Annotated in this window: 14 protein-coding genes, 2 pseudogenes and 1 riboswitch; of the genes and pseudogenes, 12 read left to right on the forward strand and 4 right to left on the reverse strand. The window is 65.6% G+C overall.

The window, feature by feature from the left end; translation table 11 throughout:
• Window positions 1-147: 147 nt before the first annotated feature.
• The 3 genes and pseudogenes from C795_RS17855 to C795_RS0109015 all read right to left on the reverse strand — a co-directional run.
• A pseudogene (locus tag C795_RS17855) lies at window positions 148-231 on the reverse strand (hypothetical protein); the annotation flags it as partial.
• A gap of 131 nt (window positions 232-362) precedes the next feature.
• Window positions 363-1,169 (reverse strand): annotated as a pseudogene (locus C795_RS0109005) (DUF222 domain-containing protein); the annotation flags it as partial.
• 189 nt (window positions 1,170-1,358) lie between these two features.
• Window positions 1,359-2,357, reverse strand: a complete 999-nt coding sequence (locus C795_RS0109015; RefSeq protein ID WP_157487051.1) for an asparaginase domain-containing protein — start codon at window positions 2,355-2,357, stop codon at window positions 1,359-1,361.
• Between the two features lie 66 nt (window positions 2,358-2,423).
• Between C795_RS0109015 and C795_RS0109020 the strand changes: the two genes are divergently transcribed.
• Window positions 2,424-4,988, forward strand: coding sequence for an ATP-dependent helicase (locus C795_RS0109020; RefSeq protein WP_017793427.1), 2,565 nt, complete (start codon window positions 2,424-2,426; stop codon window positions 4,986-4,988).
• 98 nt (window positions 4,989-5,086) lie between these two features.
• On the opposite strand, the gene C795_RS0109025 is transcribed toward C795_RS0109020, so the two are convergent.
• Window positions 5,087-5,734, reverse strand: a complete 648-nt coding sequence (locus C795_RS0109025; protein WP_017793428.1) for a TetR family transcriptional regulator — start codon at window positions 5,732-5,734, stop codon at window positions 5,087-5,089.
• A gap of 243 nt (window positions 5,735-5,977) precedes the next feature.
• On the opposite strand from C795_RS0109025, the gene C795_RS0109030 reads away from it, so the two are divergent.
• The 11 genes from C795_RS0109030 (at window position 5,978) to purH (ending at window position 19,265) form a co-directional block, all read left to right on the forward strand.
• The gene (locus C795_RS0109030; RefSeq protein ID WP_026139566.1) at window positions 5,978-6,937 is read left to right on the forward strand and encodes a GGDEF domain-containing protein; all 960 of its coding nucleotides are present in this window, start codon (window positions 5,978-5,980) and stop codon (window positions 6,935-6,937) included.
• Window positions 6,927-8,027, forward strand: a complete 1,101-nt coding sequence (locus C795_RS15680) for a GGDEF domain-containing protein (protein WP_017793430.1) — start codon at window positions 6,927-6,929, stop codon at window positions 8,025-8,027. Before C795_RS0109030 ends, C795_RS15680 begins: the two co-directional genes overlap by 11 nt.
• Before the next feature lie 138 nt (window positions 8,028-8,165).
• The gene (sucC, locus tag C795_RS0109040; protein ID WP_017793431.1) at window positions 8,166-9,332 is read left to right on the forward strand and encodes an ADP-forming succinate--CoA ligase subunit beta; all 1,167 of its coding nucleotides are present in this window, start codon (window positions 8,166-8,168) and stop codon (window positions 9,330-9,332) included.
• 31 nt (window positions 9,333-9,363) lie between these two features.
• Window positions 9,364-10,266 carry a succinate--CoA ligase subunit alpha gene (gene sucD / locus C795_RS0109045; protein WP_017793432.1) on the forward strand — a complete coding sequence of 301 codons (903 nt, stop codon included), beginning with the start codon at window positions 9,364-9,366 and terminating at the stop codon, window positions 10,264-10,266.
• Window positions 10,267-10,414: 148 nt separating this feature from the next.
• Window positions 10,415-11,503 (forward strand): hypothetical protein, encoded by a 1,089-nt coding sequence (locus tag C795_RS0109050; protein ID WP_017793433.1) that lies wholly within the window; start codon window positions 10,415-10,417, stop codon window positions 11,501-11,503.
• Between the two features lie 48 nt (window positions 11,504-11,551).
• Complete coding sequence (locus tag C795_RS0109055) at window positions 11,552-13,423, forward strand: cell division protein PerM (RefSeq protein ID WP_157487052.1); 1,872 nt, start codon at window positions 11,552-11,554, stop codon at window positions 13,421-13,423.
• A 6-nt stretch (window positions 13,424-13,429) separates the two neighbouring features.
• Window positions 13,430-13,539, forward strand: a riboswitch (TPP riboswitch).
• Window positions 13,533-14,666, forward strand: coding sequence for a thiamine ABC transporter substrate-binding protein (locus C795_RS0109060; protein WP_017793435.1), 1,134 nt, complete (start codon window positions 13,533-13,535; stop codon window positions 14,664-14,666). It overlaps the preceding riboswitch by 7 nt.
• Before the next feature lie 93 nt (window positions 14,667-14,759).
• Window positions 14,760-16,340, forward strand: a complete 1,581-nt coding sequence (locus C795_RS15685) for an ABC transporter permease (protein WP_017793436.1) — start codon at window positions 14,760-14,762, stop codon at window positions 16,338-16,340.
• Complete coding sequence (locus C795_RS0109070; protein ID WP_017793437.1) at window positions 16,340-16,927, forward strand: nucleoside/nucleotide kinase family protein; 588 nt, start codon at window positions 16,340-16,342, stop codon at window positions 16,925-16,927. Before C795_RS15685 ends, C795_RS0109070 begins: the two co-directional genes overlap by 1 nt.
• A gap of 4 nt (window positions 16,928-16,931) precedes the next feature.
• Window positions 16,932-17,540: a phosphoribosylglycinamide formyltransferase gene (gene purN / locus C795_RS0109075; protein ID WP_017793438.1), complete on the forward strand. Its 609-nt coding sequence runs from the start codon at window positions 16,932-16,934 to the stop codon at window positions 17,538-17,540.
• Between the two features lie 36 nt (window positions 17,541-17,576).
• Window positions 17,577-19,265 (forward strand): bifunctional phosphoribosylaminoimidazolecarboxamide formyltransferase/IMP cyclohydrolase, encoded by a 1,689-nt coding sequence (gene purH / locus C795_RS0109080; protein ID WP_017793439.1) that lies wholly within the window; start codon window positions 17,577-17,579, stop codon window positions 19,263-19,265.
• The last annotated feature ends 217 nt before the right edge of the window (window positions 19,266-19,482 follow it).

The following is a 19,482-nucleotide window of genomic DNA, read 5'->3' on the forward strand; positions in this document are numbered from 1 at the left end:
AAGCTGCCGGAGGGCTCTGTGAGTTCGCCCTCGAGGAGGAGCGAAACGAGACTGTCGGCGCGGGCCTCGCCCAAGGGCCGTTTGAAGACATTTGCGGCGGCTTCGCCGACCACACCCCGCACGCTACCGGTAGCGCTGCTCGTTTCACTAGCCTCGCTTGATGCTGGAATCCTGACATTCATAGCCGTGCCAGTCATATCGGAAGCTCGCACCCCGGAAGCTCGCACCCCGGAAGCTCGCACCCCGAAAGCTCGCATACCGGTGGCTTGCACACCGTCTGTGGAGTGAGCATTGCTGCCGCTGTCACAGGTACCGGCGTCCGTGCCCATGCTCCCGCTGGGGCTGGCGGTAGTGCTGGCGGTGAGGTCGCTGGTTTGGAGCTGTTTGCCGTACTGGGTGAGGCGGTCAAAGATGGCGTGACCCTCAAGACTCGTGACGAGGGCGGTGAGCTGGCACATGCCATCCTCGAGTTCGGTCAAGGAGACGTGGCGGTCGCGGCGGGCGATGCGGTGTCGGTCGTCAAAGGAAGCGCCCGCGAGTTTCTCGGCGAGGCGCTTCGCGACCGGCACCAACAGGGCCGGGGTAAGCGACTGCGCATGGGGGAGCAACTCGGTGTCGAAGCAGGCGTAGCGGCGGGCGATCTCGGCCTCCGCGGCGTCCGCTTCCAACACGACTCCGGCCTCGTCGATAAGGGTGCTGCCGGTCTGTTCGGTGGCGAGGTGTCCGATGATGCGGCCCGCGTCGACGACGCTGCGCACATGCTTCTCGGTGATCTCCCCGCGGGCCTGCGCCGCATGAAGAACGGGGAAGTGGGTGAGGGTGTCGACGGCGTGGGAGATATCGCTGGCGATGGTCCATGCCGAAATGTTGAGGGCGCTGGCGAGCTCGGCCCGGATCACCCGGTGCGCACGGTCACGACGGGTGGTCGTACCTTGGGGGAGGCGTTGGTCGGGACCAAACGGATCCGCGCGGCTGACAGGCGCAGTCAGATCGCCGGGGTTGGTGAGGGGACGCGTGCCTTCGAGGTCGGCGAGGGTGGATGCCTCGGCAAAGAGGGTGGCGCGTTCGGCTTGGAGGGCGCGGAGGCGGGCATCGATATCGACAGCGCGGGAGACCAGGTCGGTCAGGTGCCCGCGGTAGGGGCTGTCGGTGTCGAAGGGGAGTTGCATGAGGCTAGTACAGCAGGGACGTCGGACATTGAGGCCCCGTAAAGTGGCGTAAATATGCGGTTCGGTGGGGATGCGGGGAAGTTCTCGGGAACCTCTAAAGAAGTGGCTGATGTTTAGGTTTGCACCCTACAAAGACCTGCGCGAGTAATGGAATCGAGCCCCGCTATACAGCTCCGACCACGCTTCGAGCTAGCGCCCCGAGCACTCCCCGACAAGGTTCGCTTCCATCAGTACGCGCATGTCGGCACCACTCACGCCCCGGTCGAGCAGAAAGCCCAGCTTCGCGATTGCAGCCTCGGGCGTCAGGTCGGACCCATCGATGACACCGGCCGCGGCCAGCTCACGCCCCACGGCATACCGCGACAGGTCGACCCCGCCGCTCGTGCACTGCGTGATCGCGACGACGGGCATGCGTGCCCCAATTTCACGGAGCGTACCGAGCATGCCGGGGCGCGCCATGGGGGCGTTCCCACTGCCGTAGCACTCAAGAACGAGCGCATCGGGCGAGCCGAGGGTCGCGCAACGCACGTCCTCCGCCGTAACACCGGGCACAAACCGGAAGGTCAACACGCGCGCCGACCGCGGACGCATCTCCCCATCACCTGCAGGCACGCCGCGGGGGCCCGGCGCGAGCTTACGCTCTGCCCGAAACGCCTCGAGACCAGCGGTGTCATGCTTCTCGGCGCGCACGGCAGGCAGCAGCTTGCCACCGAACGCGATCGAGACGGGTGCGCTTGCGGAAGCCCGCACCGCCGCCCGGATCGCGAGCGACAGATTGTCGATCGCGTCAGTGCCTGCCGCGCCGTGCGCGAACTGACTGCCCGTGACCATGACGGGGCAGCCCAGATCCGCGAGCTCAAACGCGAGCCTGGCCGCGGTGTACGCGAGCGTGTCGGTGCCATGGGCAATAACGACGCCACGGGGTCGCTGCGTGCGCACCCGGGCCCGGATCGCGCGCGCGATGCGCGGCGCAGTGTCGGCCTCCGCATTCGAACTGTCGATCGCGGGTAACAAATGATTCACCCGGGCTTCGACTCCCAGGGGCTCGCAGATGCCCGCGACGATCTGCTCGAGAATTTCGGGAAAATCCGGATCGGGGGCGAGCCCAGAATCGGTCTCGCGCATGCCAATCGTGCCACCGGTGGCAAACACGAGGACAGTGGGTCTGGGGGAAACTGCAGCGGGCATACCGTCCATTCTCTCTGATCCCTAGCGGCTCCAGTGTCAGGGGCGAGGCCTAGACTGGTTCGCACAATGAGTGACTTCGAACTTCTGGACCCCTCGGGCCTGCCGATCGGCGATTCAACGAGCAACGGCGGCGCCGATCCGCTGCTGGACGGACTGAACCCCTCACAGGAGCGTGCGGTGGTGAGCCGGGGGCCCGCGCTGCTGATTGTCGCGGGTGCGGGGTCAGGTAAGACTCGCGTGCTGACGCACCGCATTGCCCACCTGATCCGGGGTCGAGAGGCCTGGCCCAGCCAGATCCTCGCGATCACCTTCACCAATAAGGCCGCCGCCGAGATGCGCGAGCGCATTGGTGGCTTGCTCGGCGGTGCGGCGGAGGGCATGTGGGTTTCGACCTTCCACTCCGCGTGCGTGCGCATTCTGCGACGCGAGGCCGAGCGCTTCGGGTACGTTTCGGGGTTCACGATTTACGACTCCGCCGATTCGCGTGCACTGCTCAAGCGCATTATCAAGGAGACCGACGCCGCGAGCTACGGTTTCACACCCGCGAATGCCGGGGGCAAGATTTCGAAGCTCAAGAATGAGCTCTCTGACGTTGATGCGTTTCGGGCGACGATGAACGCCGCCGACCCGCGCGACCGGCTCTTTGCCGAGATCTTCACGATGTACGAGCAAGAGCTGCGGCGGGCGAACGCCTTCGACTTCGACGACCTGATCGGACAGACGGTGCACCTGTTTCGGGCCCACCCCGACGTAGCGGCGGTCTATCAGCGGCGCTTCCGTCACATCCTGGTTGACGAGTATCAGGACACCAACCACGCGCAGTATTCGCTCATTCGTGAGCTGACGCGCCCGGTCGCGCCCGAGCAGGTCGCGCACCTGATGCCGCCTGCTCGCGCGGCAGAGCTTGACGCCTCGGGCGCGATCCCGCCCGCCAGCCTCACCGTCGTGGGTGACTCAGACCAGTCAATCTATGCGTTCCGCGGCGCCGATATTCGCAACATCGTCGAGTTTGAGCGCGACTTCGTGGGCGCAGAGGTGGTCAAGCTCGAGCAGAACTACCGCTCGACGCAGAACATCCTCTCGGCGGCCAATGCAGTCATTGGCAACAACTTCGACCGGCTCGAAAAGAATCTGTGGTCGGCCGCGGGCGCCGGCGAGAAGATCGTCGGCTTCACCGGGTACTCGCAGCACGACGAGGCCCGCTTCGTCGCAGAGGAGATTGAAGACCTACACCGCGCCGGCCTCGCCTACGGCGACGTCGCCGTGTTCTACCGCACAAACTCGCAGACCCGAGCACTTGAGGAGCTGCTGATTCGCTCGGCCATCCCGTACCGTGTGCTCGGCGGCACCAAGTTCTACGAGCGCGCAGAGGTTAAGGACGCGATGGCGTACCTGACGAGCATCGCAAATCCTTACGACCCCATAGCCTGGTCGCGGCTGCTGGGGGCACCCAAGCGGGGCATCGGCCCCATGGCAGAGGCTCACCTGGCCAACTTTCAGGAGACCGAGGGGCTCTCGTTCCATGAGGCAATGTCCCGCGCGAACGAGGTGCCACAGCTCGGACCCAAGCTGCGCGCTTCCGTACTCGAACTCGCCGACCTGCTGGCTCGCGCTGCCCGAATGGCGGCTGGTGGTGGGTCGACCGATCAAGAGGGCGAAGAAGCGACGCCCGCACCGGTGGGCGATGTCATCAAACTGATCCTCGACGAGACTGAGATGATCGAGAAGCTGCGGGCCAAGCGCGACCCACAAGATGACGCTCGCGCAGAAAACCTCGAAGAACTCATTGCGGTAGCTCGTGAGTTTGATGTCAAGCAGCCCGGCGCCGGTCTTATCGCCTTCCTCACTGAGGTCAGTCTGGTTGCCGCCGTCGACGACCTCGACGATACGAGCGGCACGGTATCGCTCATGACCATGCACACTGCGAAGGGGCTTGAGTTCAAGGCCGTGTTCATCACGGGCGTCGAGGAGGGGCTGCTGCCGCACCAGATGTCGGTGGACGAAACCGGCGGGGTTAACGAGGAGCGGCGACTCATGTACGTGGGAATTACCCGCGCTCGTGAGCGGCTCTACCTCACCCTTGCATCGACGCGTGCCACGTTTGGCGACATCGCTGCGGCTATGCCCTCGCGCTTTCTGCAGGAGATCCCCGAGGGCCTCGTGCACTGGCGACAGTCACCCGGCGAGGTAACGAGTCGAGGGGGCACGCAGTCACGGGCGCTCAACGCCCCGCGCGGGGGCGGCGGGTACGCGCAGCGTACGAGTAGCCGTGAATCAAACGTGTCGTTTGGTGGGGCCCCGAGCGGCCGCATGAGCGGCAGCGCGGCAGTGTCCGAACCCGCCAGCGGAAACATGCAGTCGGCGCTCGACAAGTGGCGTGAGCGCAAGCGCCTCGCAAAAGAAGCGCAGGCGACTGGTGGTGGGTTTCCCAACACGATCGCCCTCGGATCTCGCGACAACGGCGACCTCGCGCTTGCGCCGGGCGACCGGATCAAACACGACGACTACGGTGAGGGGCGCGTCACCAGCGTCACCGGTGAAGGCACCAAACGTGTCGCGCACGCGGTGTTTGACAGCGTGGGGGAGCGCAAGCTGCTCGTGAAGCTCGCTCCGATCGAAAAGATCGACTAGCAGCAGCAGCAGCAGCGGCGGCGGCAGCGGCGCGAGGCGACAATGCAAAGAAGCCCCATCACCCTCAACAGGGTGATGGGGCTTCTTTGCAGCCAGAACTAGCTGGGTGTGCTTTCTGAGTCGAGCATGACCTGGAAATCTGCGATGACGTCGTGGAACCCGCTCTCGTCGGTTTCCATGTCTCCTGCACCCTGTGCCCACTCCATCATTTGAGCAGACACGATCGAGTGCACAATTGAAGACGCGAGCCAAGCTTCGCGCCCAATTTCATCCAGCTTGCGGTGCTCGGGGTGCGCTTGCAGCCATGCCATCGTGGTCATGAGGAGCGGGCCGGAGGTCTCTAGCATCGAGATCTGCGACATGCGGGCCGCTTCAGGCTGCTCAGCGAGGAGCTGCATGCGAAGTCGGGCAACTTCAGTGTTGACGTTCCGATGACCGATCGCAGCAAACAGCAGTCGGTAGAGCCCCAGGGGAAGGTTCTTGGGAGCGGTGTCCAGAATTGAGAATGCTTCTGAGCCCTCGGGAATGCTGATTGCGCGGCCGACGATTGCATAGTCTCGTGCCGGAAAGTAATTGAAGAATGTGCTTCGAGAAATATCAGCCATCTCGCAGATTGCTTCAACAGTGACGTTTTCAACGCCATGCTCAAGGGCCAACTTCACAGCTGACGTTTCAATGGCGTTCTCGGTGGCGCGGCGCTTCCTAGCGCGCAAGCCTTCCGGTTTCTGATCCACAGTGGTGTTCACGGTTGTCTTCTCCAGCCGCCACCATGAGTCGATTGGATTGGTGCGAGATATCGCACCCTAATTGTGGCGACGGCGCCACCAACACTAGTAGTAAACGCTGTGAAGCCGCGACGTAAATGGGGGTGTCCGGGAGTTTCATTGGCTGGTGCGCTCTTTTGGACAACATGTGTGTTTTCATGAGCGCTGTGTACGCTGAACGTGAGACAGGGTACATGCAGTGTCGCGTGGGGAGGTGACAGGAACATGGGACTTCGACGAGCCGTGCTGAGACAGAATGCCCACTCCTGGTATCTCACAGTCGTGCAGATCTTGCTCGGTCTCACCCTCGTAATCGACCTCGTGTTTCATCGCGACATGAGTAACAGATGGCTTCTCTGGCTGCTCCTGGTCGTGTGCGTGGGCGGTGCGTGCCTGGTCTTCATTTGGGGAGCTCAACTACCAGTTGCCGTGGGACTCGTAGGGGTCGCGGTGTTCCTGACCGCACAGTGCTATTTCTTGAGCCTCGCAGACGACGCCCAATCGGTACTGTCCTCGGTGCAGGAGTTCCCCCTCGTCGCGTTCTACCTGGGTTGGTTTATTCGGCCACGGTGGGCGATTCCGCTGATCGGGCTAGGGACGCTGTTCTTTGGCGCGGTGATGGCCTTCAATCCACTGTTTTTTCCCGAAGGGAAGCTGGGGCCGCCCATTGCTGTGCACGGACTTCTGGTGCTGCTCTTCTGTTTTTTTGCCGGATCATTTTTGTGGCACCGAAATGCGCGCGCGGCCAGCACAGATCTACTTACCGGGGTGCGTACACGTGCGGCCTTCCTCTCGGATCTTGAAGCGCGCATGCGCTCCCGCGGGGCGAACCGCGTCAGCGTGATTGCGGTGGACTTCGACGGCCTGAAGCAGATCAATGACACCCAGGGGCATGCCGCGGGCGATCGGGTCCTGCAAGAGACGACTCACCAGTGGAGGCAGCTGCTGCGTTCGGAGGACATTATCGGACGTCTGGGCGGCGGCGAGTTCGTAATCGCGTTGCCCGGGGCCACACTGCGCAGCGCGCGTGAGATTGATGATCGGCTTCGCGCAGCCTCACCGTTCGCGTGGTCGAGCGGGGTAACCGTAGCGCGAACGGGGGAGTCAGCAGAGCACCTCTTGAATCGCGCTGACGCCGAGCTGTACAAGGTGAAGCGAAAGACGGGTCGGCGGTATGTCGGGTAACGAGCTGCGTGCGGGCGAGGGATCCGGCACCAGAGCGCGCCTACGGGTTCCCGCCTGGATTGTGCGTTGGAAGAATCGGCAGAGCCAGTTCTCCATCATGAGCAGCATGCTGCCTGCGCTGCTCCTTGTGGTGTTTGTGACCGACCTTCTCTTTCGGCACTCCACAATGCTCGCCGACCTTACCTTTGCGTGGTTGGCGCTCTATACCCTGATGGCGCTGCTGCCGCTGCTGCTCGGGCGTCGGTTTCCGCGCTGGGCGGGCCTCGTGATGGTGTTGACGACAGAACTATGGTCTGGGTACCTCTTTGCCGTAGCGGGGCACGTTCACGCAGAAATCAATGTGCTGCTGCAGCTGCCCACGATCGCACTGTATCTCGGTTGGTTCTTCCCGTGGATGCCAGCGGTGGCGTGCATGCTGGTGGGGATGGCGCGCCTGGGCCTGACGCTCACGACTGACCGAGATTTCGGACAGGGTGATACGCCCACGGTCATTCTGGTCGGGTATGCGGCGCTGATCACGGTGTTCTGCTTCTTTGGTGCGCGTGTGGTGCAGGCCCAGTCTGAGAAGCAGCTTTCGACAGATCCGCTGACCGAGGTGTACAACCGGCGCGGGTTGATGGTCAAGGGGGCAACTCTGCTGAATCGGGTGCGTCGTCGTCACTGGGAGTGCGCCGTGGCCGTGGTGGACCTCGATGATTTCAAGTCAATCAATGATGCGGGCGGGCACGCGGCGGGCGACGCTCTGTTGTTGACCGAGGCCCAGCGGCTTCGCTCCCTGTTGGGTGCCGGATCGGGGGGCCGCGGGCGCGATGGACTTGTCGGCCGCTTCGGAGGGGACGAATTTGTCATGTTGCGTCGCGGCAGCCTTGAGTCACTCAGCCGCGACCTACAAGAACTGCGCCAAAGCGGCGCCGCCGCCTGGTCATGGGGTGCCGTGCAGCTCGCAACGGGGGAACCGCTCACCGCTGTCATCGCGCGCGCTGACGCGGAGTTGTACCTTGCGAAGCGCGAACTGTGCGAACAGCGCAAATCGCGCGCTCGGAAGAACGCTCAAGTTGAGCAAGGCCTGGGGGAGGAACCAGCGGACTGAGCGCCCCGGATCCTCGCCCAGCAGGGCGAGATTTCCCGTTACGGTTGCGGTGCTAGACTCGTGAATTGGTCGACTTATCTCGACATCGAGACATTTTCTGCCTCGTGTTTCCCAGCAATCACAAGCAAAGGACAGTACGTGGATCTGTACGAGTACCAGGCGCGAGACCTATTTGAGCGGTACGGGGTGCCGGTGCTTGCCGGCATCGTCGCCGATACCCCCGAGGAGGTGCGCGCCGCAGCGGAGAAGCTTGGCGGCGTCGTAGTCGTCAAGGCTCAGGTAAAGACCGGTGGTCGCGGCAAGGCTGGCGGCGTGAAGGTCGCAAAGAACCCTGATGAGGCGTTTGCAGCAGCGCAGAACATTCTCGGGCTCGACATCAAGGGTCACATCGTTAACCGGGTCATGGTCGCCGCGGGAGCCGATATCAAGGAGGAGTACTACTTCTCAGTGCTGCTTGACCGAGCAAACCGCTCGTACCTCTCGCTGTGCTCCGTTGAGGGCGGCATGGAGATCGAGGAGCTCGCAGTGGAGCGCCCCGAGGCGCTCGCGCGCATTGAAGTCGATCCGATCACGGGAATCGACGCGGCAAAGGCCGAGGAGATTGCCCGCGCGGCTCGCTTCCCCGAGGAGCTTGTGGCCAAGGTTGTGCCCGTGTTCCAGAAGCTCTACGAGGTGTACGTCGGCGAAGACGCCACGCTCGTCGAGGTGAACCCGCTCGTGTTGACCGGCGCAGGCGACGTTGTTGCGCTCGACGGCAAGGTCTCGCTCGATGAGAACGCTGACTTCCGTCAGCCCGAGCACGCAGGCCTTGAGGACAAGGCCGCCGAGGATCCGCTCGAGGCCAAGGCCAAGGCGCAGGACCTCAACTACGTCAAGCTCAACGGTGAAGTCGGTGTCATCGGTAACGGTGCGGGTCTCGTCATGTCGACGCTCGACGTAGTCGCCTACGCGGGCGAAAACCACGGCAACGTGAAGCCCGCCAACTTCCTCGACATCGGCGGCGGCGCCTCGGCTGAGGTGATGGCCGCTGGCCTCGACGTCATTCTCGGTGACCCCCAGGTGAAGTCGGTCTTCGTGAACGTGTTCGGCGGTATCACCGCCTGCGACGCTGTCGCAAACGGTATTGTCGGCGCGCTCGAGAAGCTCGGCGACGCAGCGAACAAGCCGCTCGTGGTGCGCCTCGACGGCAACAACGTTGAAGAGGGTCGCCGGATCCTCAACGAAGCTGCACACCCGCTCGTTGTTCAGGCCGCGACGATGGACGAGGGCGCCGACAAGGCTGCCGAGCTCGCCAACGCCCGATAGCCCGCGCACGCAGATAAAGGAACTTGAGAGAATGTCTATTTTCCTGAACAAGGATTCCAAGGTCATCGTCCAGGGCATCACCGGCGGCGAGGGCACCAAGCACACCGCACGCATGCTCGCGGCCGGCACCCAGGTCGTGGGCGGCGTGAACGCTCGCAAGGCGGGCACGACCGTGACTCACACTGATGCATCGGGCGCTGAGGTTGAGCTGCCCGTCTTCGCCTCGGTTGAAGAAGCTATGGCGCAGACTGGCGCAGATGTGTCGGTCGCGTTCGTGCCACCCGCGTTCACCAAGGACGCAGCAGTTGAGGCAATCGACGCTGGCATCGGCCTGCTCGTGATCATCACCGAGGGTGTTCCCGTCAAGGACTCTGCTGAGCTGTGGGCACACGCCAAGGCGACGGGTGGCAACACCCGCATCATCGGCCCCAACTGCCCCGGCATCATCACGCCCGGTGAGGCACTCGCTGGCATTACGCCCGCGACCATCACCGGCAAGGGCCCCATCGGCCTCGTATCGAAGTCGGGCACGCTCACGTACCAGATGATGTACGAGCTGCGTGATCTTGGGTTCTCAACCGCCATCGGCATCGGCGGCGACCCCGTCATCGGCACCACGCACATCGATGCGCTCGCCGCGTTCGAGGCTGACCCCGAGACCAAGGCGATCGTGATGATCGGTGAGATCGGTGGCGACGCTGAGGAGCGCGCGGCCGAATACATCAAGCACAACGTCACGAAGCCCGTCGTAGGCTACGTTGCTGGCTTCACTGCCCCCGAAGGCAAGACCATGGGCCACGCAGGCGCCATCGTCTCGGGCTCAGCGGGCACCGCACAGGCGAAGAAGGAGGCCCTCGAGGCCGCCGGCGTAAAGGTGGGCAAGACGCCCACCGAGACCGCCGACCTGCTGCGCCAGGCCTACGCGGCACTCTAACCAGCACCGTGTGGACGAAGCGGCCGGGGGAGACCCCGGCCGCTTCGCTGTTTCTGGCACCCGCGTCACACGGGGTAACGGAACACGAGGGGCGACGGCCGGCGCGGGATACTGGGGCAACCTCACTCTGCCAGTCCAGGAGACCTCCATGTCACAGCCCGTAGCCCCGACAACGCTTTCCGCACAGGCCCCTCGTGGTGCCCACCTCGTCGGCAGCATCAACTTCGATGACGCTGAAACCACCATGCGCACGGTGGCAGAGCACCTGGGAACGCACGTGAAACGCATCCCCGACGGGGAGGTAGGCGAGCGCTTCCATTGGATCGCGTTTCAGCCGGGCCGCATTGCTCAGACCGAGGGCATCGAACGTGTGGGTGAAACCCCGATCCCGCTGCGCATGCTCGACCTCCGTGCAGTGCGAATCGCAGACGGCGTCAGCGCGACCGACCTCACCCTCGCGCCGCTGGGCTACGCCGACGCGGCGATCGAATCGTGGCAGACATTTGCTCGATTGCAGGGCGACGGCGTAGTCGCTGAAGGCACCCGTTTTCAGGTCTCGCTTCCCACCCCGCTCGGCGTGGTCGGCAGCTTCGTGCATGCCGCGGACCGGGAAGCGTTTGAGCCCGTCTACGAGGCCGCGCTCGCCGCCGAACTCGACCAGATCCTTGCCGCGATTCCGCACGACAAACTCGCCATCCAGTGGGATGCCGCACTCGAGTTCGCAATGATCGAGGGCTCCGCCTACGCCGAGCGTGGCGGCAACCGCTACGAGTGGTTCGACGATGTCTGGGCGGGCACGACCGCGCGGCTTGCACGCCAGATCGACCGGGTCCCCGGCGATGTCGAGGTGGGAGTCCACCTCTGTTACGGAGACGTCGCCGAGAAGCACTTCGTTGAACCGGCCGATGCCGAAAACCTGACTCGCTTTGCCAACCGTGTCGCTGAGGTGACCGAGCGCCCCATCACCTGGCTCCACCTGCCGGTGCCCATCGAGCGCGACGATGCCGCCTACTTTGCCCCGCTCGCGGCGTTGGACATCGACGCCACTACCGAGCTTTACCTCGGTCTCGTGCACCGCGAAGACGGGCTTGAAGGTGCAACACGTCGAATCGCGGCCGCGCAGGCTCACGTCTCCCGCGAGTTTGGCGTGGCCACCGAATGTGGGTTCGGGCGTTCGCCCGAGGGCACGGCGGCGGCGCTCTTCAAAACACATCGCGCAGTGAGCCGCGCCTTGTAGCACGTGCGCAGCAATATCACCCGTCGCGCAGAGTAAGCTTCTGAAGCAATGAGAGCGATAGTGACGGCCGTGGTCGCGGCGATTGAGGGATGCGCGGCCGCCGTGGCGGGACTCGCAGTTATTGCGATCCCTGCGGTGTTGCTGTGGGTCGTTACGTTTAGCATTGCGGCTGAGCCCGAGGTCGTGGCAGCAGCTGCGGCAGGCGTGTGGCTGCTCGCGCATTTCGTGCCGATGCAGTTCTCGCTGCCGCAGGAGGCGATGCTCACGATGGGCCTCGGCTCAGAGGCGCTGACGTTCTCCCTCTCGCTGGCACCGCTCGCGGTGACGCTCATCTCGGTGATGTTTGCGGTGCGGGCGGGTGCGCGGTTGAGCCGTCGAGGCGGGATCGGATCAGCCGGCCTGATCGGTGGCGCCCTCGGATTCGCCGCCGTAGCGTTGGGCGCGGCCAGCGTCGCAGACCCCTTCATCGGCTGGCCTGTCTGGGGTGCTGTGGGGATGGCAACGCTCGTGTATCTGGCAGCCGCGGCGGTCGCGTATACGGTCAGTGCCGCAATGGCCGGGTCACACTGGTGGCTGGTCACGGTCCGCGGCATGCAGCGCGGGCTGGAGTACCTCGGCGTGCATGGTGGCATCGCCGCCTTCCCCGCGCGCGCGGCACAGACCACACGCTTGGTGGTGGGCTCGCTCGCCGGCATGGTGGGGCTCGCTGCCGTGGCGCTCACCGTGGCACTCGCCGCGGGCTTTGCAGACGTCATCGCCCTCGCGCAGGCACTTCAGCTCGACCCGCTGGGGTCTCTGCTGCTGTTTCTCACGGAGCTCGCCATGCTGCCTACCGGCGTGATCTGGGCGCTTGCCTGGCTCAGCGGCGCTGGCTTTTCGGCCGGCGGCGAGTTTTCTCCGTTTGCCGATTCTGCGACCGCGCTGCCGTCGCTGCCACTGTTTGGAGCGCTGCCCGCTGACTGGGGAAGCCTCGGCGCGGTGGCACCGGTCCTCGTGGTGCTCGTGACCCTCGCGGTGGGGCTGCTGCTGACCCGCAATTCGGAGCTGCGCCGTGGATCGTGGGCCACCGCCCTCACCCTGCCCATGATTGCTGCCGTCGTCACCGGGCTCGCGTTCGCGGGGTTGTGCGTGCTGGGATCCGGATCCTTGGGCCCGGGCCGCATGGCGGCGCTCGGCCCCGATCCCTGGCTCGTGGGCGCGTGGGTGTCGGCGGAGTGCGCCACTGGCCTGCTGCTGGGCATCACGGCAGTGCGCCTCGACTATTCACGGCTGTCGGCCGCGATTCCGCTGCCCGAACCCATCGCCAGGTGGAGTGCCGAACGCGCGACCACAAAGGCGCGCGCGGCGGCAAACGTTCGCCCTGAAGACGCCGAGACCGTCGATCTGTCGCGGGTACGGGACGACCTGACCGACGCGAGCGAGCAGGATACGGCCCCCGTCATCGACCTGTTTGCGTCGGTGTTGCATGAGCCCGCGCTCGATACCGAGACTCCTGCTGATAGCGCGCCCGATTCGCTCCCTGAGATTGATTCCCGCGCCGATACGGGAGCGCTCGAGGGCGACCCGTACGAGACCGAGCGATACGCGATCGATCTCAATTCGGAGCCCGGCGACGCAGCACACGGTGTTACGGAACCCGCCGAAGCAGCGCCCGAGCCCGACGAAGTGTTCGATATCGAGGTGGCCGAGGCAGACGCCGCCGAGACAACAGACCTCACCTCAGCGACCAAGCAGCCAACGGACACGGACGCCCAAGAACTTGAGGATGCCGAGGCCATTGCGCGTGCCTTTGCCTGGGACCAAGGAGAGAGCACAACGTCGCCCGGTGATACCGGGGTCTCAGGCCTGGAAGGCGGCGCGGGCAAGGTGCAGGGGAAGTTCCACCTGCCCGGCTGGCGCGGGCGTCGCGATAAGAGCTAGGCTAGAGCCGACATCCACGGGAGTCCCGACGCGCGGGGCTGAGAGGGAGCACGCGAGCTCTGACCGTTCAACCTGATCTGGTTCATACCAGCGGAGGAAGGACTCTTTCATGAAGCCTGCCATTTCACCCACGTCCGGCTCGCGAGGCTCGCGCATGCGCAGGATCGGTGCGCTTGCGCTCGCCGTGGCCGCGCTCAGCGGTTGCGCCGCGGGCGGCGACGCCCAGGCCGGGTCGCAGCCCGCGGGCGGCGACGCGAAGAGCGTGACGCTCGTCGTACACAGCTCGTTTCCCAACGAGGAGTTCGCGGCCGCTGCGAGCGCTGCGACGGGGTACGACGTCGAAGTTATCTCGGCCGGTGACGGCGGCGAGCTCACCAACAAGCTCGTGCTCACTCAGGGCGCTCCGATTGCCGACGCGTTCTTCGGCGTCGACACCATCTTCGCCTCACGACTGATCGACAGCGGTGCCGTCGAAGCCTATGCTCCTGAGGAGTTGCCCGCGGGCGCCGAATCGTTTGCGGTTGCGGCCAGCGGCGACGCGAAGGCCGCTCGGGTGGCCGACACCGGGCTCGTTCCCGTCGACTTCGGCGCGACCTGCGTCAACATCGACACCGGCTGGTTCGCCGAGCGCGACCTCGCCGAGCCCACCAGCTACGCCGACCTCACGAAGCCCGAGTACCGCGATCAGACGGTGCTGCTCGACCCGACCGCATCCTCGACGGGAGCCTCCTTCCTGGTGGGCACTGTCGCTGCGTTTGGTGAGGACGGATACGTCGGGTACTGGAAGGATCTGCTCGACAACGGCGCGCGCATCGAGCAGGGCTGGAGCGACGCCTACTACGGCCAGTTCACGCAGGGAGGCGAGTCGGGGGAGAAGCCAATTGTTGTCTCCTACGCCTCCTCGCCCGCGTTCACGGTCAACGAGTCCGGCGACGCGAGTTCCACGAAGGCGCTACTCGACACCTGCACCCGACAGGCGGAGTACGCGGGCGTGCTGACGGGGGCGGCGAACCCCGAGGGGGCCCGCGCCGTTGTCGACTACCTCGTGTCGAACGAGTTTCAGGCCACGGTGCCCGAAGCGATGTATATGAACCCCGTGGACGAAACGGTAGCGCTGCCCGAGGCGTGGGCGACGTTCGCCCCCGAGCCGACCGCCGAGCAAGCACACGACCTGAGCGCGGTGAAGATCGAGCAGGGGCGCGAGACCTGGCTGCGCACCCTCGGCGACGAGATCGGACTGTAACCGCTGTTCACCCGCACTCGCAGGCAAGCAATCGGGTGGAGCGTCGCCGCAGGCGTTCCACTCGTATTTCTCACGCTCTTCTTCCTGTGGCCGGTGCTCTCGCTTGTCGCCACCGGGTTTCTGACTGACGGGCACTTCGACGCGAGCGGTGTGGGCGAGGTATTCGGTTCTGCCCGCACTTGGCGGGTCATATCGCAAACCCTCGTGCAGGCCGTGCTCACCACAATCGCATCGCTCGCTCTGGGGCTGCCCGCCGCGTATGTGTTGTACCGGCTCGATTTTCGCGGCAGGGGCATCGCCCGCGCGCTCATGACGGTGCCGTTCGTGTTGCCGACGGTCGTGGTGGGCGTCGCCTTCACTGCGCTCGTCGGCCCGGGCGGCCCCCTCGCCTGGACGGGGCTGGACCGCTCCCTCACTGTGATCATCGCAGCCATGACCTTCTTTAACGTGCCGGTCGTCGCTCGCACTGTAGGCGGCTTTTGGGCGCGGCTCGACGACAGCTCTGAAGCGGCTGCGCGCGTGCTGGGTGCGGGGCGGGTGCGGGCCTGGGTCTCGACGACGCTGCCCGCGCTCGGGCCATCGCTCGCCTCGGCGGCCTCGCTCGTGTTCCTCTTCAGCGCGACTTCGTTCGCGATCGTCCTCGTGCTGGGCGGCCGCGAGTTCTCGAACGTCGAAACCGAGATCTACCGGCTCACCGTCCAGTTCCTCGACCTGCGCGGGGCCGCCGTGCTGTCCCTCGCTCAATTCGCGATCGTGGGTGCCGCCCTTGCGGTGTCCGCTTGGCTGCGCCGGCGGAGCGAGCGCGCCACCAACATCGTGCGCGAGGACGAGCGCGGCAAGCGGCCCCGTCTGGCAGACGTCCCGGCTATCGCGGTGTTTGCGGTGACGGCGCTGCTGCTCCACGCGCTGCCCATTGCGACGCTCGTGGCGCATTCGCTGCGCGACCCCGACGGCAGCTGGACCCTCGCGAACTACCTGGCACTAATGGTGCCCCCGGCAGACTCGCCGATTCAGGGCACTGTGCTCGACGCCGCGTGGCTCTCGATCCGGATCGCCCTCGTTGCAGCCGCGCTCGCGATGGTGCTCGGCACGCTCGTATCGCTCGTGCTGTCGCGCAGACCCACGTCGCCCGTGCTGAGACGGGGCATCTCGCTGTTCGACGCCCTCGTTATGCTGCCGCTCGGTGTTTCGGCGGTGACGCTCGGATTTGGACTCCTCATCACCATGCACCGGCCCCTCGGCATCGGTTTCGACCTGCGCACCTCGGTAGTGCTGATCCCGATCGCGCAGGCGCTCGTTGCCCTGCCCCTGGTGGTACGCACGATGCTGCCGGTGCTGCGCGGGATCGACCCCGAGCTGCGGTACGCCGCCGCCGTGCTGGGGGCTGGCCCCGGAGCGGTCTTGTGCGCCATCGACTTTCCGCTCGTGGGGCGCAGCGCGGGCCTGGCGCTCGGATTCGCGTTCGCGGCGTCGCTCGGCGAGTTTGGGGCGACCTCGTTTCTCGTGCGCCCGGGCGCGCAGACGCTGCCGGTGGTTATCGGGGAGCTGATTGGACATCAGGCCCCTGGCAGCTACGGCGCGGGGCTCGCCGCGGCCGTCGTGCTCGCCACACTGACGGCGACCGCGATGGTGCTCGCCGAGCGGTTCCGCCCCGACCAAGTAGCGGCCTTTTGATGCGGGAACACGCAAACCACGCACTGCCCGGCCCGGCAGACTACGACGTGCTGATCATCGACGGGCGATCCGGATCAGGAAAGACATCACTCGCGCGCCAGGCCACGGTAGCCGCGCGACTCGCCGAACTCGACCCGCAGGTGCTGCACGTCGAGGATCTGTACCCGGGGTGGGACGGCCTCGCGGCCGGCTCGCGCGCGCTCGCGTCTGTGCTGGAGCGCCGGGAGTACCGCCGCTACGACTGGATCGCCGGGGAGTTTGGGGAGCGCGTGACCATAGGGCCCGAGCTGCCGCTCATTATCGAGGGCTGCGGGGCGCTGACCGCGGAGGCGCTCGGTGCGGCACAGCGGTTTGCGGGGCCCGCGGCCCGCGTGCTCACGCTCTGGCTCGAGTGCCCGGTGCCCGAGCGCCAGGCCCGCGCGCTCGCCCGAGACGGCGAGACCTACGCGCCGCACTGGCAGCGCTGGGCCGACCAGGAGGACGCGCTGTATGCCCGGACCCGGCCATGGCTCATCGCCGAACGGATCATCGCGAGTGACAGTGGTGAGACGGGGCGCGGGGAGCCGCCCGAGCGGCGGGTAGACTAGTCGGGTGCTGAAACTTGCGGTTTTGATCTCTGGCGGCGGTAGCAACCTGAAGGCGCTCATCGACGCGACCGAGCAGCCCGGGTTTCCGGCGCGCATCGTGTGCGTGGGCGCCGACACCGAAGCCCCCGGACTCGCCCACGCGACCGCGGCGGGAATCCCCACCTTTGTCGTGCGCCCGCGCGACTACGGCAGCCGTGAGGAGTGGGGACAGGTTCTGGCCGCCGCGATTCAGGAGCACGGCGTGGGCACCGGTCCCGAGCCGGGACTAGTCGTGAGTGCCGGCCTCATGCGGATCCTGCCCGGCGGGTTCGTGCGCGAGTTCTCACCCAACCTCATCAACACGCATCCCGCCCTGCTGCCGCTCTATCCCGGTGCGCACGCGGTGCGCGACGCGCTCGCCGCGGGCGCGACTGAGACCGGCGTGACCGTGCACATCATCGACGAGGGCGTCGACACGGGGCCCGTACTGCGCCAGGCACGCGTGGAGATCGCGGCAGATGAGGCCGAGGCCGATCTGCACGAGCGCATCAAGCAGCTGGAGCGCCCGCTGCTCGTCGAAACCGTGCGCGAGATCGCTTCGGGCGAGCTCGTGCTCGACGCAGCAACCATTTGAGATTTGTTCGTCCCACCCCACAACGCAAGGAGCCACATGGCAGTCCAGAGCCACGACCCCAGCCTGTACGAACACCGCGACCAGGTTGAGGTGCGCCGAGCCCTCATCTCTGTCAGCGACAAGACCAACATCGTCGAACTCGCGACCGCGCTCGTTGCAGCGGGCGTTGAGATCGTCTCGACCGGGTCGACCGCCGCGACGATTCGCGACGCGGGCCAGCCCGTGACCGACGTTGCCGAGGTCACCGGATTTGCCGAGGTGCTCGATGGCCGCGTGAAGACGCTGCACCCCGCCGTGCACTCGGGTCTGCTCGCTGACCTGCGCCTTGCTGCGCACCGCGACGAGCTCGACTCGCTCGGCATCAAGCCGTTCGAGCTTGTGGTCGTCAACCTGTACCCGTTTGAGGAGACCGTCGCGCAGGGCAAGCCCGCCGCAGACGTCATCGAGAACGTCGACATTGGCGGTCCTTCGATGGTGCGCGCCACCGCCAAGAACCACGCCAACGCGGCCATCGTTGTGTCGCCCGCGCGCTACGACGAGGTCATCGCGGCAGTCCAGGCCGGGGGCACGACCCTCGCCCAGCGCCGTTCGCTCGCGACCGAGGCGTTCATCCACACCGCACAGTACGATGCGGCCGTCGCCAACTGGTTCTTGGATCAGGACGAGCAGAACTGGAGCGACACTCCCGTCAAGTTCGACGGTGCAGAAGAGGACGAGGAACTGTCGTTCGACGTGCTCTTCGAGGCACCCGGTGAGGGCGCATCGCTGAGCTCGCAGACCGTGGGCTACGAGATCTTCGGCATGCGTGACGACGTGCTGCGCTACGGCGAGAACAGCCACCAGCGCGCTGCACTCTTCACCGAGACCGCTGGCACCGGTATTGCGCAGGCGAAGCTGCTGCACGGCAAGGCAATGTCGTACAACAACTACGTCGACGCCGACGCCGCACTCCGCGCCGCCTTCGATCACGATCGCCCCGCGGTCGCGATCATCAAGCACGCGAACCCCTGCGGCATCGCGGTGGCACCCGAGGGTTCGGCTGATCCCATCGCTGCTGCGCACGAGTTGGCACACGCCTGCGATCCCGTCTCGGCATTCGGCGGCGTGATCGCTGCAAACCGCGTGGTCACCGCACAGATGGCTGAGACGGTTTCGGGTATCTTCACCGAGGTCATCGTTGCACCCGGGTTCGAGCCCGAGGCGCTTGCGATCCTCACGCAGAAGAAGAACGTGCGCCTGCTGGCTCTGCCCGCAGACTTCGGTCCCAACCCCATCGAGCTGCGCCAGATCTCGGGCGGCTTCCTGCTGCAGGACTCGGACCGCTCGTTCGCTGCCGCTGCTGACTGGGAGCTGGCCACCGGCGAGCCCGCAGACGCAGCAACGCTGGCAGACCTCGAGTTCGCCTGGCGTGCATGCCGTGCCGTGAAGTCGAACGCGATTCTGCTCGCAACCGACGGCGCATCGGTGGGCGTAGGCATGGGCCAGGTCAACCGTGTCGACTCCTGCCGCCTCGCAGTCGATCGTGCCGGGGAGCGCGCGAAGGGTGCCGTTGCGGCGTCAGACGCGTTCTTCCCGTTCGCTGACGGCCTGCAGGTGTTGCTCGACGCTGGCGTGCGCGCCATCGTGCAGCCCGGTGGTTCGGTGCGCGATGCCGAGGTCATCGAAGCGGCCAAGGCTGCTGGCGTGACCATGTACTTCACGGGAGAGCGTCACTTCTTCCACTAGAAATGAATGGCGGTTGGCGACGATGGTGAATCGTTGCCAACCGCTTTTTCATGCCACTTTCATGGTTGTTGTTCATGGAGCAAAATAGTCCGCAACTGGGGTAGGTGCGGACTGTTTGCGGATCACCCGCGGACTGCGCCAGACTTTTCCCCGAATCAGGGGTAAACCCAGGGTACGCACTTCTGCGTACCCTGAACATCCGGCGGGCGGATGTTGA

The organism is Leucobacter salsicius M1-8 (assembly GCF_000350525.1).
GTDB lineage: Bacteria > Actinomycetota > Actinomycetes > Actinomycetales > Microbacteriaceae > Leucobacter > Leucobacter salsicius.

Excerpts from the sequence above, each read along its gene's own strand:
- C795_RS0109015 (WP_157487051.1), bottom strand. The coding sequence starts at position 2,357 with ATGCCCGCTGCAGTTTCCCCCAGACCCACTGTCCTCGTGTTTGCCACC.
- C795_RS0109020 (WP_017793427.1), top strand. The coding sequence starts at position 2,424 with ATGAGTGACTTCGAACTTCTGGACCCCTCGGGCCTGCCGATCGGCGAT.
- C795_RS0109030 (WP_026139566.1), top strand. The coding sequence starts at position 5,978 with ATGGGACTTCGACGAGCCGTGCTGAGACAGAATGCCCACTCCTGGTAT.
- C795_RS15680 (WP_017793430.1), top strand. The coding sequence starts at position 6,927 with ATGTCGGGTAACGAGCTGCGTGCGGGCGAGGGATCCGGCACCAGAGCG.
- sucD (WP_017793432.1), top strand. The coding sequence starts at position 9,364 with ATGTCTATTTTCCTGAACAAGGATTCCAAGGTCATCGTCCAGGGCATC.
- C795_RS0109050 (WP_017793433.1), top strand. The coding sequence starts at position 10,415 with ATGTCACAGCCCGTAGCCCCGACAACGCTTTCCGCACAGGCCCCTCGT.
- C795_RS0109055 (WP_157487052.1), top strand. The coding sequence starts at position 11,552 with ATGAGAGCGATAGTGACGGCCGTGGTCGCGGCGATTGAGGGATGCGCG.
- C795_RS0109060 (WP_017793435.1), top strand. The coding sequence starts at position 13,533 with ATGAAGCCTGCCATTTCACCCACGTCCGGCTCGCGAGGCTCGCGCATG.
- C795_RS0109070 (WP_017793437.1), top strand. The coding sequence starts at position 16,340 with ATGCGGGAACACGCAAACCACGCACTGCCCGGCCCGGCAGACTACGAC.
- purH (WP_017793439.1), top strand. The coding sequence starts at position 17,577 with ATGGCAGTCCAGAGCCACGACCCCAGCCTGTACGAACACCGCGACCAG.